We start from the raw sequence: 14,391 nt of genomic DNA on the forward strand, positions 1-14,391 counted from the left end.
TTGCTAGCCAATCACGACATGATCAAGTAGCTCGTCAATGATCTCAGTGGCACAAATTCCTTCTGCTAGTGCATCAAAACTTGGGGTGTATCTATGGCCCAACACGCTGTGGGCCACCGCGCGAATATCATCAGGTTCAACAAAATTGCGCCCTTGCAGCCACGCGTAAGCTCTAGCGCATTTGTCTAGTGCGATTGAAGCTCTTGGGCTTGCGCCTACTTGGATCCAGCGCGGTAAATGGCTGTTTGGGTATCTTTGGGGATGACGAGTTGCCATGATAAGCGCCACAATATAACGCTCAGCGATGCTTGAGACTTCAACCTTGGCGATTTCTTGGCGAGCCTTAAACACCCATTTAGGATCTATCGCAGGGAGTGGCTCTGCGTTTAAAGGCTCACCCTCATCATCTTGCGTCTCTTCGCTACGCACAAGGCGCATGATATTAAGCTCGGCATCATCGTCTGGGTAATCCACTCGCACTTTTAAAAGAAAACGATCCATTTGCGCTTCTGGCAATGGGTACGTCCCTTCTTGCTCTATTGGATTTTGTGTTGCCAGCACCATAAATAACTCAGGTAATTGATGCGTTTCATCAACAACGGTAATTGTTCCCTCCGCCATCGCTTCTAACAATGCCGCTTGCACCTTGGCTGGAGCACGATTGATTTCATCAGCTAACACGATGCTATTGAAAATTGGGCCTGCTTGAAAGTGCAACTGGGGCTTGGCATTGCCTGAGCCATTCACAACCTCTTGATACACTTCTGTGCCCGTTACATCTGAGGGTAAAAGATCTGGGGTAAATTGAATTCGGCCAAACGAGGTATTTAACGCATCGACCAAAGCTTTGACTGAGCGAGTTTTTGCAGTGCCGGGTAAGCCTTCTAACAGAACATGCCCGTTGGTTAATAAACCTAGCACTAACGATTCAACTACATGCCTCTGCCCAACCACAGACTGTTCTACTCGCGAAATTAGATTGGCAATAGCCTGTTGTGACTGATTCATAATCGACCCTCATACGTTTAATTCACTCATTGTATGCAATTTCACCATAACAAAAGGTTATACAGGAAAGTCGTTATAGCTTATTTCGAAGTCGAACGTTTTAAATAGCCAACAGTAATAACCAATGCGCCATCTCACATTTATCACTTATCAAACTCTTCTAAATAATCAAATAAAAACCACAAATCAAATAGTTAGCAAGTAATTAACTAAAGGTTATAAGGTCTATAAAGCGACAAAGCATTTGCCCAATATTTACTATGCCCCCACAACGCATCGGGTTTATCGCCCTCTTGTAAGTTATTTAACGCAAATACACACAAAGAGCGCCTTAATATTTCCCTTGGCAATTCATGGGGCTGATTCGTTGAATTCCTTTTCCTTAGAAAAAAGCGATGGAGTCTCAATGACTAATCAATTCAGTAAACTGGCTATGTCAGCAGGAATGTTAGCCGTTTCAGCAACCGCTGTAGCCGCCGACAAACCTAATATTCTTGCCATCTTTGGCGATGATATAGGTATATGGAACGTAGGTGCCTACAACCAAGGCATGATGGGCTACAAAACCCCAAACATTGACCGTATTGCCAATGAAGGCGCCTTATTTACCGACCACTATGGTCAGCAATCTTGTACGGCTGGACGAGCTTCGTTCATTACCGGCCAAGAACCGTTTCGTACCGGTTTGCTCACCATTGGCATGCCAGGTTCAACCCACGGCATTCCTGATTGGGCTCCAACCATTGCCGATCTACTAAAAGATCAAGGCTATATGACCGCACAATTTGGTAAAAACCACTTAGGCGATCAAGATCAGCACTTGCCAACTAAACACGGTTTTGATGAGTTCTTTGGTAACTTGTACCACTTAAATGCCGAAGAAGAGCCAGAGACTTACTACTATCCAAAAGACCCAGAGTTTCGTAAAAACTACGGCCCTCGCGGCGTAATTAAATCTTACGCTGACGGTCGCATTGAAGATACTGGCCCTATGACGCGTAAGCGCATGGAAACAGCCGATGAAGAGTTCTTAGATTCTTCTCTCGCCTTTATGGAAAAAGCAGTAAAAGCCGATAAACCATTCTTTATTTGGCATAACACCACTCGCATGCACGTATGGACTCGTCTGCAAGAGAAGTACCAAGGTAAATCAGGCATCAGCATTTATGCCGATGGCATGTTAGAGCACGACGACCATGTGGGCATCTTACTCGACAAGCTAGACGAACTTGGAATAGCCGACAACACCATTGTCATCTACTCAACAGATAACGGCGCAGAAACCGTTTCTTGGCCTGACGGAGGCGCAACGCCATTTCACGGAGAAAAAGGCACCACTTGGGAAGGCGGCATGCGCGTACCACAACTGGTCCGTTGGCCTGGTGTCATTGAAGCCGGTACTCGCTACAACGATATGATGGCGCACCAAGATTGGCTACCAACTATTATGGCAGCTGCTGGCGTACCGGATGTAAAAGAGAAGCTAGCAAAAGGCTACACAGCGAACGGCAAAGAATGGCGCGTCCACATTGACGGCCACAACTTCATGCCTTACTTTGAAGGAAAAGAAGAAAAAGGCCCTCGCGATTCACTGCTGTACTTTAGTGCCAACGGCGAGCTAAACGCTATTCGTTGGGAAGATTGGAAACTGCACTTTGCTACCTTAGAAGGCAACATCACCGATGCAGTGCGCTTTGAATCTAACTGGCCAAAAATCATCCACCTACGTGCCGACCCATTTGAAAAAGCACCACACGAATCAGGCATGTACCTACGTTGGATGGCGGATAACATGTGGTTATTTGTTCCAGTACAAGACGAGCTAGGCAAATTCTTTGCCACCCTAGATCAATACCCTCGTCAACAAGGACAAGTGCTAAACCCTGCCGCAATCAGTCAAACCTCGCTAGGCGTAAAAGCCAAACTTGACCAAATTGACAGCATGCAACAGCAAATTAATCAGATGAAAAAGTAGTTCTTATCTCTTCCTCTAAAGAGAGCCTTTGCTCAGCCTTCGGGCTGAGCTTTTTTGTGTTTGGGGTTTGGGGTTTGGGGTTTGGTTTATTCTGAAAAATTTTTCAAATTACTTCAGTCCCTTTAGTAAAAGTTGTTCATCCATTGTGAGCCCTTATATATACTAAATAGAGTTTCAAATTCAATATATTGATGATTTTCCCTGTCGATATTAGCCATGAAGAACCTAACTATAAAGATAAACCATACCTATGAGTCGTGACGATACAAAAATAGAGCCCGTATCTCTGGAGCAAAGAGCTTTAATAGACAACGTCTTACAAAAAGTCGGTAGAAACGTGCTGCTATACCAGCAACTAGAAGGTCTACTCAAGGCACTATTGTCAATGGGAAGCATTTCCGGCAAACCTAATGAGTTGGAACAACTTAGGAAAGACAAACAAAGAAGTATTGCTAAACAAACTATGGGCGGTGTGGTCCAACAATACGTTGGGGAAATACTCTCAATTGAAGGAGAAGGCACAAACACGACACACAATGAACAAGAAGATTATATCTCAATTTCACGTACACTTGAGGTTTCACCAAAGCACTTTACCACTATTCAACAGAGCTTAAAGAAATTGGTGCTAGAAAGAAATGAGTTGATCCATCATTTCCTACCTTCATTCGACCCTAGCTCCTCAGAAAATTGCATTAATGTTGCTAAAGAACTAGATGCTCAAAGCAAGTATATTCGTGCGGAAATATTCAATACCAGAGAAATGGTTAATACGCTTCTTGATTCGGCACAAACGGTTACGAGTCTATTGAAATCAGATGCCTTTGAAGAGTTATTCAATCAAGCGCATCCCAACGATCCTGTGATTCAAAAGCTAGTGGAATTAGCTGAATCTACCAAAAGCTGGGTACTTTTAAGTGTCGCAGGCTCTGAATTAACGATGCATCATGGGGAAGAATTCAAACGCTTGAAACAGAGCTCCAATCATAAAACCTTAAAAGGTATTATTGAGTCAAATTCCCTGTTTGAAACTCGCTATGAACAGACAATAAATACACAAAAGAAAGTCTATTATAGACTCAAGAAGTAACATGACTAAGAAAGATAAGATGCCTCTGTAAATTTGATTTATAAATTCACCGTCGCTATTTCAAATCAAGTTTATAAATCATCAAATATTCGTTTCAGCTGAGGCTGTAACAGATTCTGTGTAATTGCCATCTAGTCTCTTGTTTGGACTTTATTTCGAGCATTTTTATTTTAACCAACCCGCAAGACAAGTCACGCAAGAGTGATTCGTATGACGCGGTATTTTAGCTATTCGAGTATTTGAAAAACTAAACATAAATCAGCACGAACTACTCTTTACCCCAACGCTGAATATGCCTCACCATAAACCCAAATATTCCGACCGCAAGCAGCAGCGGAATTCCCCACAATAAACCGTTTTTTAAACTCATACTGGGTTGATATAAAACGTGCTCTCCGTATCGCGCTACCATGTACTGTTTGACTTCAGCATCGCTGCTGCCGGCTTTAATCAACTCAAACACTCGTAAACGAATGTCTTTCGCGACCGCTGAGTTGGACTCGATTAAATTTTGATTTTGGCACATTGGGCAGCGCAGTGTTTTGGCTAGATGAATGGCATGCTTTTGCTGAGCGACAGAATCAAACTCAAATAAATCAACGGGATGCGAAATGGATTGATACCCCGATGCCATGCTGACGTTAAGCATGGCTGTTATTAACAAAATCCCAAAACCTAACCGCCATTTCATGCTTGGTACTCCTTGGTTACTTTAGGTTGAGTGAACCATTGCTTTACTAATACGCCTCTTCCAAGTAGCCCTACTCCTGCGACAATGGTCAATACTGCGCCCAACAATATCCAACGGATGAAGGCTTTAAACTGCATTCTGACGGCGTAGTGCTGAGTATCGATTTTTTCGCCTAGAGTAAGATACACATCGCCATCTAAAAATGGGGTTAATGATGGCTCGGTCATATTCATCACTCGCACTGAGTAATAGCGTTTTTCTGGCAATGCGATGTGTGTTTGACCGTTGGGAGCAGTAATTTCGACCACACCTTGTTCGGCAGTATAGTTGCTGGCGATATACAGCTTGGTGTTTTGATAGTGGATTTGATAATCACCAAACTGCACTTGGCTGTTTGGCCCTAACTTTGCAGTGAGCTCATAGGAATAAAAGCTGTTCATGCTAGCGCCAAATGCCAATATAGCGACTCCAATATGCGCCATAGACACCAAATACACTTTGTATTTATACACCTGCTTTCTTACGCGAAAACAGCGCGCAATATGGGTAAAGCTCATCCACATTGCCGCCCATGTGGTTAATAAAGCCCAAGCAGACCAAGAGGCAGAGACATGGCTGTTTCTATGGATATACATCTGCAAAAAGAGCACGCTTAATACGCCGCAAAGGATAAGCGAACCCAACAGAAACTTAACTGGGAATGCGCCCGATTGTGCTTGCCATTTTACTAGCGGGCTAAAGCCCATCACTATCAGCGCCAGTATGGTTAATGGGCCAAACAGTAGATTGAAATACGGCGCGCCGACTGAGATATTGCCTAAGCCAAACAGCTGATAAAGCATGGGATAAAAAGTGCCTAGTAGCACAATTGCTGTGGCTAACACCAATAGATTAATCGACACTAGTATCAAAAAGTTTTTACTGGAAAAACGGGTGATGGCATTGGATTTTACGTAATGTACTCGCGCCACCAGCAAGCCATAAGCACTGATAAATACCAGACTTAAAATAGCCAACAGCGTCAAACCTTTACTCGGGTCAACCGCAAAAGCATGCACTGAGGTTAGCACCCCTGAGCGCACAATAAAGGTGCCTAAAATACTTAAACAGAAAGTGACAATAGCCAATACAAAGGTAAAGACTTTTAACTGGCCTTGCTTGCGACTTGCCATCACTGAGTGCAGTAATGCGGTCGCGGTTAACCACGGCAACAATGAAGCGTTTTCGACTGGGTCCCAAAACCACCACCCGCCCCAACCGAGCTCATAATACGCCCACGCCGCACCTACTAAGATCCCGGCACTTAAAAAGATCCATGCTAATAACGCATGTCGTGTCAGCCTTTCAAACACATCGCCTAGGTTATCGAGTGCCAATAAATAGCCGCATGTAAGCGCTAATACCGAAGCAAATCCGACATAGCCAATGTACAGCAGTGGCGGATGGATAATCAGCCCGATGTCTTGCAACATAGGATTAAGATCTCGCCCTTGCAGTGGCAAAACCTCATTTAAAACAAAAGGGTTGGAAGCAATTAAAGTAAACCAACTAAATATGGCCACCAGCAATAGCATCAACCAACTTGCATGATAATCGCTGTCTTTCGTGTGTCGCCTAGAGACCAACACTGCCCACCCTGCTAGCACCAGTATCCAAAATAACATTGAGCCTTGATGCCCGCCCCAAGTGGCGGCAATTTTAAACGGCAAGGCTAAAGCACTGTTTGAATTGTCGGAGACATAGCTCAGTGAAAAATCATCACAGGCAAAAGCGTAGGCAAGCAAAGAGATAGAAATGGTCGATGCCAAAAAAGAAATCAAGGCAAACGAGCGCACTAAAGACGGCGCCCACATTGAGCGATGCTGTGATGAAGAGTTACCGGATGAGTAATTCGCATGACCCGTGTTATCGGTTTGAAAGACTCGCCACTGCGCAACAGTATAGAGGCCTACAGCAACACCTGCGCTACTGACTATGGCAGTCAGGATCAAACAAAATAAGCCAAGGTTTGCTAGCATGGTCTCACTCATAGAAATAGGCCCAAGCCATTGAAGAAATTCAATTTATACCTATCAGTTATTAGCCAATATTGGGTATTGCTTGGGCATTGATGGTATCGGTTTATATTACCGTCATTTGCCCTGCATACAGCACAAATGTTCTCAGCATTAAGACACCGATCAAACTCAAGGTTGTCACCACTAAAATGAAGCCACGATTATGCTTAGTCGTTGCCGAACTAAAGTAGTTCATCGCCAGTGGCAAGAGCATTCCTATGCCCACAACACCAAACCAGAACCAGTTCGACCAAAAGCCGCCACCAATGGCGTTCCATGCGGCCACCTCATGTTGTCCACCTGCAAAAATAAGCCCAGTAAAAAAGGTCACCAGAACAAATAATTCAAACAACACTACAGGTCGCTCAAAGCTGTGAATCCAAGCCACACTTGGGCTGTAGACACTTTCTTTAAACAGCAAGATGCCAAATAAAAGACACGCCGCAACACCCGAGGACAAACTAGAGAACAAGAACAAAATCGGCAATACAGGGTTATTTAGCATCGGATAGGTTTTAAGTGCCGATAATAAGAACCCGGTATAAGCGGCTAAGGCAATCGCCAAAAAGCCTAGTAACAGCTCCAAGCCATTTTCAAAGCGCTTACACTTGAGTAAAACGCCATCAATAAATTGAAAGCGTCCACCTAAGAAGTTCATGATTTGGCTTCTAAAAATAATGCCAATCCAAACAAACACTACCGCCATATACACTTGGAACAACAACACGCCCATCGACATGACTGACGTTGGGTTGTAGTAAATCATGATTTTCCAAAAATCTAACGGCTTGGTTAGGTGGAATATCAGTATCAATAGCCCAAGGATAATGCCAATTGGCGCAATCCAAGCGATCGCTTTGATGATGCCATTTTGCGCCGCATCACCTTCTATCACTTTGCGTTTTAAATATAATCCGACGATGACAGCGCCCGCCGACATACCCGCTAAAAAGAGATAGATCGCGATGATCCAATCCCACACTAAAGAGTCGAAATGAAATGCACTACTCATGTTACACCTCCCCCTTATCAAACGGCACTTTGTAAAGCTGAGGTTTTGTGCCCAACGTTACTTTGTCACGATATACAGGCTTGTTTTTTATCGCCTGAGAAATCGTGCTGTTTGCATCATTTAAATCACCAAAAACCAGGGCGCTCGTTGGACAGCTTTCAACACAAGCCGGTTGCTTGCCTTGCGCGAGGTTAGTGTCTCGACAAAAGTTACATTTGTCGGCCGCTTTGTTTTCAGGATGAAAGAAACGCACTTGATAAGGACATGCCGCTAAACAATAGCCGCAGCCTACGCATTTATCTTTGTGTACATCCACAATGCCGGTTTTAGGGTCTTTATAAGCCGCGCCCGTAGGACAGACATACACGCAAGGGGCGTTTTCACAATGCTGACAGGAGTTTCGGGTAAAGCGATACTCGACATCAGGAAATTCACCCATCGGTTCAGAACGATGGATATCTAAGCGACTGACACCTTCTGGTACTTTATTCACTTCTCGGCAGGCGTCACTACAAGCGGTGCAACCGATACAGGCATTTTCATCGTGCAGCATGCCATACTTAATGGCCGCTTCTTCTTCACCGCTGGCAAATGAGCGACGGCTTGATAATGCCGCGGTACCCGCTACGCCAGTAGTAAAGATGACGACACCCGCGCCGGTTATGAAGTTTCTTCTAGAACAACTCATATCATCTCCTACTCTTTGGCTTTGTGGTTGAAGTCTGAATGACAGTCCACACACATACCAACGATTGCCTTATGGTCATGTGACAGCACCTTGGCATCGGTTCCATGAACCGTGTGGCAGTTTGAACAGGTGAGATTCTTAGCGTGTACGTCGTGCGTCCAGTCGGCTTTACGCAAACGTTCCGGCGTATGACAATCAGTACAAGCTGCGTTAGCTTCTAGAATCAGTTCTGGTGGTAGCTGATGCTTATCTGTCCCAGCGCGAGACTGTGCATCAGAATATTTGACGACGGTAGAGGCACCGTCTCTGTGATCCGGTCCTATGTTGCTATGACAATCGGTACAATTTACTTCTTTACCGACTTTATCAATAACGTTTTGCCCATGAGATTCAGCTAAAGTGTGTTTAGAATCCTTGTGACATTGAGTACATTTGTAGTCTTTGTCGCGAGTGAACTCTACTTTAAAGCGTTCGGATGTCGCTGAATGGTTCTGGACACCATCATTGGCCAAAGCATTAATAGAATAACCAAATAGGCACAATGCGATTAGAGCTTTAAGCATAGTGGCTATGGTCAATTTAATATTGCCCATTGTATCCTTTCCTTAAATCGAAATATTTTTCTTATAAATATAATTCGACCATCAATTAACAACTCTCAGCCCAATTCATTTCAGGCTAAGTGCAATCAATTCTTATTTAGGATAAGCCACAACGCTTTATTTAATAATAGCCTTCAATCGCACCCTTCCCTAGTCCAATTGTTCATATTAGTGACCCACCCCTTATTTATTGTTTTTTATATATTTGTGAGAAAACCCAGATAATTCATTAATTTACAAATAGCAATTAATCTCATCTAGAAGCATGAATTCAGAATATTATATAAGTGTGAGTGCGATCTATAGCCATTTTTGATTAGGATCAACTTAGTTATGCTTGGCTAATATGAAATCAATCTTTTCATTTATACTGCGACTGTTGGCCGAATTAATGCATATTTTTTAATAAGGTCACCACCTCCAATTCTTTTTAGGAACCTGCCCCACAACGCAATTCATAAAATGAAAGTTTGGAGACAATATGGCGAACAAAAAATGGAAACTCGGTGTGTTAGCGCCCATAGCTTTGTTGGGGTTAATCACCCTCAATGCTTACGCGTCAACAGAACAAGAGCAGCGCTTTGATCCGCGTAATGCGGCATTTGAACAGGCTCATCCTGATCAATATCAAAGCTGGAAAGCCACCAGTGAAAGTGAAGAAATTGACGATGCTCTAGCAGGAGACCCAAACATGGTGATCTTGTGGGCAGGCTATGGCTTTGCTAAAGATTACAATAAAGCGCGTGGTCACTTTTATGCGGTGGAAGATCTCAGAGAAACCTTGCGTACTGGCGGCCCAACGGACGGAGAGTCTGGCCCTATGCCGATGGCATGTTGGAGCTGTAAAAGCCCTGACGTAGCGCGTTTAATTGATGAAGAAGGTGAAGACGGTTATTTTGCCGGCAAATGGGCTCGTTTAGGCGCAGAAGTGGTTAACCCTATTGGCTGTTCTGACTGTCACAATACCAAAAGTGATAAGTTCAAAAATGGTGAGCCTGAACTGGCCTTAACGCGTCCTTATACAGAACGTGCGTTTAAAGCCATCGGCAAACCTTTTGAAGAGCAATCACGCTTAGATCAGCAAGCCGGTGTGTGCGCGCAATGTCACGTTGAATACTACTTTGATAAAAACGCCAACAATGCAGTTAAGTTCCCATGGGATATGGGCACCACCGTGGGTGAGATGGAAGTGTATTTCGACGCTATCGATTTTGCTGACTGGACGCACGGCGTCTCTAAAGCGCCAATGCTGAAAGCACAGCATCCAGGTTATGAAACGTGGCGAGACGGTATTCACGGTAAAAACAATGTCGTGTGTGTTGACTGTCATATGCCTAAAGTAGAAAACGAAGACGGCACTGTGTATACCGACCATAAGATTGGTAACCCATTTGATCGCTTTGAAGATACGTGTGCAAACTGTCATACCCAGAGCAAAGATCAGCTACAAAACATTGTGTCTACTCGCAAAGCTCAAGTATTAAGCATGAAGCTAACCGCTGAGAAACAAATTGTAGCGGCGCACTTTGAAGCGAAAGCGGCATGGGATGCAGGCGCAACTGAAGAAGAGATGAAGCCTATCTTAATGGATATTCGTCATGCTCAATGGCGTTGGGATTACGCTATCGCATCACACGGCGTTCATATGCATGCTCCTGAAGTGGCGCTAGAAGTGCTTGGTACTGCGGTGGATAAAGCGGCTGATGCTCGAACTAAAGTGATTCGTTTACTAGCGAAGAAAGGCATTACTGACCCAATTCAAATTCCAGACATTTCTACCAAAGAAAAAGCGCAAGCGGTACTTGGTATGGATATGGAAGGAATGAAAGCGGAAAAAGAGCATTTCTTAAAAACGCTTGTGCCACAATGGGACGAAGAAGCGAAAAAACGCGAAGCAACTTACTAAGTTGTTGTATTGATAGACTAGGCTCCGACTCCTCGGAGCCTTTTCATACCTAGCACCGTCATTTGATGCCCTGAAATTAAGAGTTCAGACATCGCTATTAATAGGAGGGATCCAATGCTAATCACATATCTGGCGTTTATCGGTTTGGCATTGCTCACCATCGCTATCCTTTATACTGTATTGCGCACCGCGCGCCCTCAGCAAGCCAATTTGAAGCTGTCTGTTATGAGCAGTGTTTTGTTGTTTGCTTGTACTTTCGCTGTGTGGGCATTGATGAACGATCCTGCGCCAAGCGTGCCAGTCGCCAAACAAATGCCGACTCTTGAGGAATTATTAGCAGAGAAACAACAGCAACTCACTTCATCGCCGAATGATCAACAGGCGTGGTTTGAGCTTGGACAGATGTATATGGCGCAATATGAATTTGATTCCGCTAGCACCTGTTTTGACTATGCCATCAGACTGTCTACAACGCCTTATGCCAGTCAATTTGCAGCCCTTGCTAGCGCACTTTACTATCAGCACTCGCAAACCATCACCCCAAATGTACAGCGTCTGCTCGACATGACCTTAGAAATGGAACCTTTTAACGAAACCGCGTTACAGCTTATTGCATCTGATCACTTCCTTAGCGCTCGCTATTCACAAGCCATTGCTCATTGGACGATGATTTTAGATTCCAATCACTTAGGCGTAGACAGAGCCAAGGTTATCCGCCAAATTCAACAAGCCCAATCCTTTATTCGCTAGTTTTTTGCCAACTTACTCGCACGCACCATAAATGCAATCTAAGATTTAAACCAATAAAGAGATACCTTAGCTTCTATATGCTAACGCCGAAGGTATTGTGGTACGCATTTTTATTTAAATAATTTAGACTGCACGCCTTATAACAATTTTAATTATATTCTCGTCCGAAATGCGTTCGAGTATTTTGCTAGGTATTGATAGAGGTAATTTAAAGTGCACGAAAAGTTACAGCCTAAATACGGTTTAGGCACAGCAGTGTCACTGGTTGTCGGTATAGTAGTAGGTATTGGCATCTTCTTTAAAACAGGCCCTGTTTTAAGTGCGACAGGTGGCAATGGTACTTACGCTGTTATCGCTTGGATTTTGGCGGCATTACTGACCACAATAGCGGCAGTTGTCATCTCCGAAATCGCGTCTATGGGTTCTAAAACCGGTGGATTGATGTCATTTAGTGAAACGGCATGGGGCGAACGCTTCGGCTTTTTCGTTGGATGGGTGCAAACTGTACTTTATATCCCACTGATTCTGTCAGTTATTCTTTACTACTCAACTATCTTTACTTGTGCATTCTTGCAAGTTGAACCGACTACGCCACTATTAGCTGGTCTAGCGGCACTTTATTTTGTCGTCTTTGCCGGTGCGAACCTTTTAGCTGAATCGCTAGGTGGCTTGCTACAACGTATTTCAACCATCATCAAATTGATCCCTCTACTGTCTATCGCAGTATTTGGTTTGTTCTATCAAGGTGATGTTGTGACTGCGTCTGCTGATGCTGTTGCCTCTGTAACAACAGTTGGTTTTGGCGCGGCTATTGCAGCAGCATTGATTCCGGTTTTATTTGCCCTTGATGGTTGGATATACGTTACAACTATTGCGCATGAAATCAAAAATCCACAACGTAACTTACCGCTTGCCATGGTTGGTGGCTTAGCCATCATCGGAATTGTATATGTAACCTTCACTTTAGGTTTGCTTTCTGTTTCTCAAGGCCCTGCGTACGTAAACGGTGAAATGGGTGTGTCTCAAGTCGCCAATCTACTGTTTGGTGAAAGCCTAGGTAGAACTTTATCGTTATTCATTGTTATTTCTGCATTGGGCGGCTTTAACGGTTTGATGCTGTTAGGTATGCGTATGCCATATTCTTTGGCTATGCGTCGTAACTTTAAAGGCTCTCAAGCTTTGCTTTCTGTATCGCCAAAAACCAACTTACCTGTACGCTCTGGCGTAACCATGCTTGTGCTACTTGCGATCTATATGACGGTTGGGTTTGTATTTGTTGGCACTGGAGTTAATAAAGACATTTTTGATTTGTACGGTGACTTGCCAATCGCAATCGTGTGGATCATCTACGCATTGCTATTTATTGGTGTTTGGAGACTGCGCTTTACTCAACCAAAAGCAAACCGACTTGTTCGTGTGCCAGCCCTGCCTCTATTTGTAATACTTGCTATTTGTGGTACGGGTTATGCGTTATATGGCTTTATTCCTAGCCATGCAACGTCGTTCTTGTTGTCATGTGTGATTGCTTGTATTGGCTTCGTGCTATATGAGAAGTCAACGCCACGCAATAACTGATCTTTAATTTAGATTTCACTTTAAAGGGAATTCGTTGATAACGGATTCCCTTTTTTTATAATGCTTTTCTTCATCTCTTTCTGCCTTATACCAATCGTACTAAATAACTGGTCATTCTAGCTTGTTAAAATGCTCGATAACGGCGTTAGAATTTTTGATTGTAGAATAACTACTTATCGAAAAATTCTGCCTTGTTCTCAAGCATTTTTCCTGCGCTAGTTCTGATCACTTACTTAGTGTGATTGGTATTATTTCTTTACCCTTCAAGCTCGCCATATATGCAAACTTAGTTTTCATATACAGTGTTTGCGAATTAGATTCACTACTTTAAAATTCACGGCTAATTTTTACGCACTATTTTGAATAAGGTAATAATATGTCAAACAAATTGGCCAATCCTGCTCCACTTGGACTCATGGGCTTCGGGATGACCACCGTCTTGCTTAATATCCACAATGCAGGTTTCTTTCCTATGGATTCTATGATCCTAGCGATGGGTATCTTCTATGGTGGCTTAGGCCAAGTAATTGTTGGCATTATGTGCTTTAAACGTGGCGATACTTTTGGAACAACTGCATTCACTTCGTACGGTCTTTTCTGGCTGACTCTAGTAGGCCTTGTTGTCATGCCGGGTATGGGTCAAGCGGCAAGCCCTGCGGGTTTCATGGCTTGGTACCTAATTCTTTGGGGCGTATTTACTGGCTTCATGTTTATTGGTTCACTACGTTACCCTGTTGCTAAGCAAGTTATCTTTGGTTCTCTAACGATCCTATTCTTCCTACTTGCAGCACACGAAATGACAGGCAACCACACTCTTGGCTTTATCGCTGGTATTGAAGGCATCTTCTGTGGCGCATCTGCAATCTACTTTGCAATGGCTCAACTGCTAAACGCTGAATACGGCCGTGTTATCTTGCCTGTAGGTCGCCCTACTCTTTCAGCAACTGTTGCTGCTGAAGCGCCTGCTAAACAAGTAGCTGCGTAATATAAAACCCAACGGGCACGAGTTGTCTGCATTTGAGTTTTGTACATCAGAT

Annotated in this window: 12 protein-coding genes; 6 read left to right on the top strand and 6 right to left on the bottom strand. The window is 43.8% G+C overall.

From position 1 onward, the window contains the following. Positions 1-3 precede the first annotated feature (3 nt). Positions 4-1,008, bottom strand: coding sequence for an AAA family ATPase (locus tag QV280_RS16065; RefSeq protein WP_152820046.1), 1,005 nt, complete (start codon positions 1,006-1,008; stop codon positions 4-6). Positions 1,009-1,414: 406 nt separating this feature from the next. On the opposite strand from QV280_RS16065, the gene QV280_RS16070 reads away from it, so the two are divergent. Together QV280_RS16070 and QV280_RS16075 are read left to right on the top strand one after the other, a co-directional pair. Next, positions 1,415-2,983, top strand: coding sequence for an arylsulfatase (locus tag QV280_RS16070; RefSeq protein ID WP_152820047.1), 1,569 nt, complete (start codon positions 1,415-1,417; stop codon positions 2,981-2,983). A gap of 250 nt (positions 2,984-3,233) precedes the next feature. Next, positions 3,234-4,073, top strand: a complete 840-nt coding sequence (locus tag QV280_RS16075; protein WP_152820048.1) for a hypothetical protein — start codon at positions 3,234-3,236, stop codon at positions 4,071-4,073. 268 nt (positions 4,074-4,341) lie between these two features. Here QV280_RS16075 and QV280_RS16080 read toward each other — a convergent pair whose 3' ends face one another. The 5 genes from QV280_RS16080 to nrfB form a co-directional block, all read right to left on the bottom strand. Continuing rightward, on the bottom strand, positions 4,342-4,764 hold the full coding sequence (locus QV280_RS16080) for a cytochrome c-type biogenesis protein (RefSeq protein WP_152820049.1): 423 nt from the start codon (positions 4,762-4,764) through the stop codon (positions 4,342-4,344). After that, positions 4,761-6,794 (bottom strand): heme lyase CcmF/NrfE family subunit, encoded by a 2,034-nt coding sequence (locus QV280_RS16085; RefSeq protein WP_253912529.1) that lies wholly within the window; start codon positions 6,792-6,794, stop codon positions 4,761-4,763. The genes QV280_RS16080 and QV280_RS16085 overlap by 4 nt, the downstream gene beginning before the upstream one ends. A gap of 91 nt (positions 6,795-6,885) precedes the next feature. Further along, positions 6,886-7,833: a cytochrome c nitrite reductase subunit NrfD gene (gene nrfD, locus QV280_RS16090; RefSeq protein WP_152820050.1), complete on the bottom strand. Its 948-nt coding sequence runs from the start codon at positions 7,831-7,833 to the stop codon at positions 6,886-6,888. 1 nt (position 7,834) lies between these two features. Then, the gene (gene nrfC, locus QV280_RS16095; protein WP_152820051.1) at positions 7,835-8,521 is read right to left on the bottom strand and encodes a cytochrome c nitrite reductase Fe-S protein; all 687 of its coding nucleotides are present in this window, start codon (positions 8,519-8,521) and stop codon (positions 7,835-7,837) included. 8 nt (positions 8,522-8,529) lie between these two features. Next, positions 8,530-9,114, bottom strand: coding sequence for a cytochrome c nitrite reductase pentaheme subunit (nrfB, locus tag QV280_RS16100; RefSeq protein WP_152820052.1), 585 nt, complete (start codon positions 9,112-9,114; stop codon positions 8,530-8,532). A 490-nt stretch (positions 9,115-9,604) separates the two neighbouring features. Between nrfB and nrfA the strand changes: the two genes are divergently transcribed. The 4 genes from nrfA (at position 9,605) to QV280_RS16120 (ending at position 14,339) form a co-directional block, all read left to right on the top strand. Next, positions 9,605-11,029 carry an ammonia-forming nitrite reductase cytochrome c552 subunit gene (gene nrfA / locus QV280_RS16105; protein WP_152820053.1) on the top strand — a complete coding sequence of 475 codons (1,425 nt, stop codon included), beginning with the start codon at positions 9,605-9,607 and terminating at the stop codon, positions 11,027-11,029. A 114-nt stretch (positions 11,030-11,143) separates the two neighbouring features. Continuing rightward, a complete protein-coding gene (locus QV280_RS16110) occupies positions 11,144-11,779 on the top strand; it encodes a TPR domain-containing protein (protein WP_152820054.1) in 636 nt (211 codons plus the stop codon). A gap of 213 nt (positions 11,780-11,992) precedes the next feature. Then, positions 11,993-13,354 (top strand): APC family permease, encoded by a 1,362-nt coding sequence (locus tag QV280_RS16115; RefSeq protein WP_367869548.1) that lies wholly within the window; start codon positions 11,993-11,995, stop codon positions 13,352-13,354. Positions 13,355-13,730: 376 nt separating this feature from the next. Next, the gene (locus tag QV280_RS16120) at positions 13,731-14,339 is read left to right on the top strand and encodes an acetate uptake transporter (protein WP_023403011.1); all 609 of its coding nucleotides are present in this window, start codon (positions 13,731-13,733) and stop codon (positions 14,337-14,339) included. The last annotated feature ends 52 nt before the right edge of the window (positions 14,340-14,391 follow it).

The sequence above is a fragment of the Vibrio sp. B1Z05 genome (assembly GCF_052955985.1).

What these genes read in the sequence shown, in the direction of transcription:
- nrfC (WP_152820051.1), bottom strand. Translation starts at nt 8,521, where the DNA reads ATGAGTTGTTCTAGAAGAAACTTCATAACCGGCGCGGGTGTCGTCATC.
- QV280_RS16070 (WP_152820047.1), top strand. Translation starts at nt 1,415, where the DNA reads ATGACTAATCAATTCAGTAAACTGGCTATGTCAGCAGGAATGTTAGCC.
- QV280_RS16065 (WP_152820046.1), bottom strand. Translation starts at nt 1,008, where the DNA reads ATGAATCAGTCACAACAGGCTATTGCCAATCTAATTTCGCGAGTAGAA.
- QV280_RS16080 (WP_152820049.1), bottom strand. Translation starts at nt 4,764, where the DNA reads ATGAAATGGCGGTTAGGTTTTGGGATTTTGTTAATAACAGCCATGCTT.
- QV280_RS16075 (WP_152820048.1), top strand. Translation starts at nt 3,234, where the DNA reads ATGAGTCGTGACGATACAAAAATAGAGCCCGTATCTCTGGAGCAAAGA.
- nrfB (WP_152820052.1), bottom strand. Translation starts at nt 9,114, where the DNA reads ATGGGCAATATTAAATTGACCATAGCCACTATGCTTAAAGCTCTAATC.
- QV280_RS16120 (WP_023403011.1), top strand. Translation starts at nt 13,731, where the DNA reads ATGTCAAACAAATTGGCCAATCCTGCTCCACTTGGACTCATGGGCTTC.
- QV280_RS16110 (WP_152820054.1), top strand. Translation starts at nt 11,144, where the DNA reads ATGCTAATCACATATCTGGCGTTTATCGGTTTGGCATTGCTCACCATC.
- nrfD (WP_152820050.1), bottom strand. Translation starts at nt 7,833, where the DNA reads ATGAGTAGTGCATTTCATTTCGACTCTTTAGTGTGGGATTGGATCATC.
- QV280_RS16085 (WP_253912529.1), bottom strand. Translation starts at nt 6,794, where the DNA reads ATGAGTGAGACCATGCTAGCAAACCTTGGCTTATTTTGTTTGATCCTG.
- nrfA (WP_152820053.1), top strand. Translation starts at nt 9,605, where the DNA reads ATGGCGAACAAAAAATGGAAACTCGGTGTGTTAGCGCCCATAGCTTTG.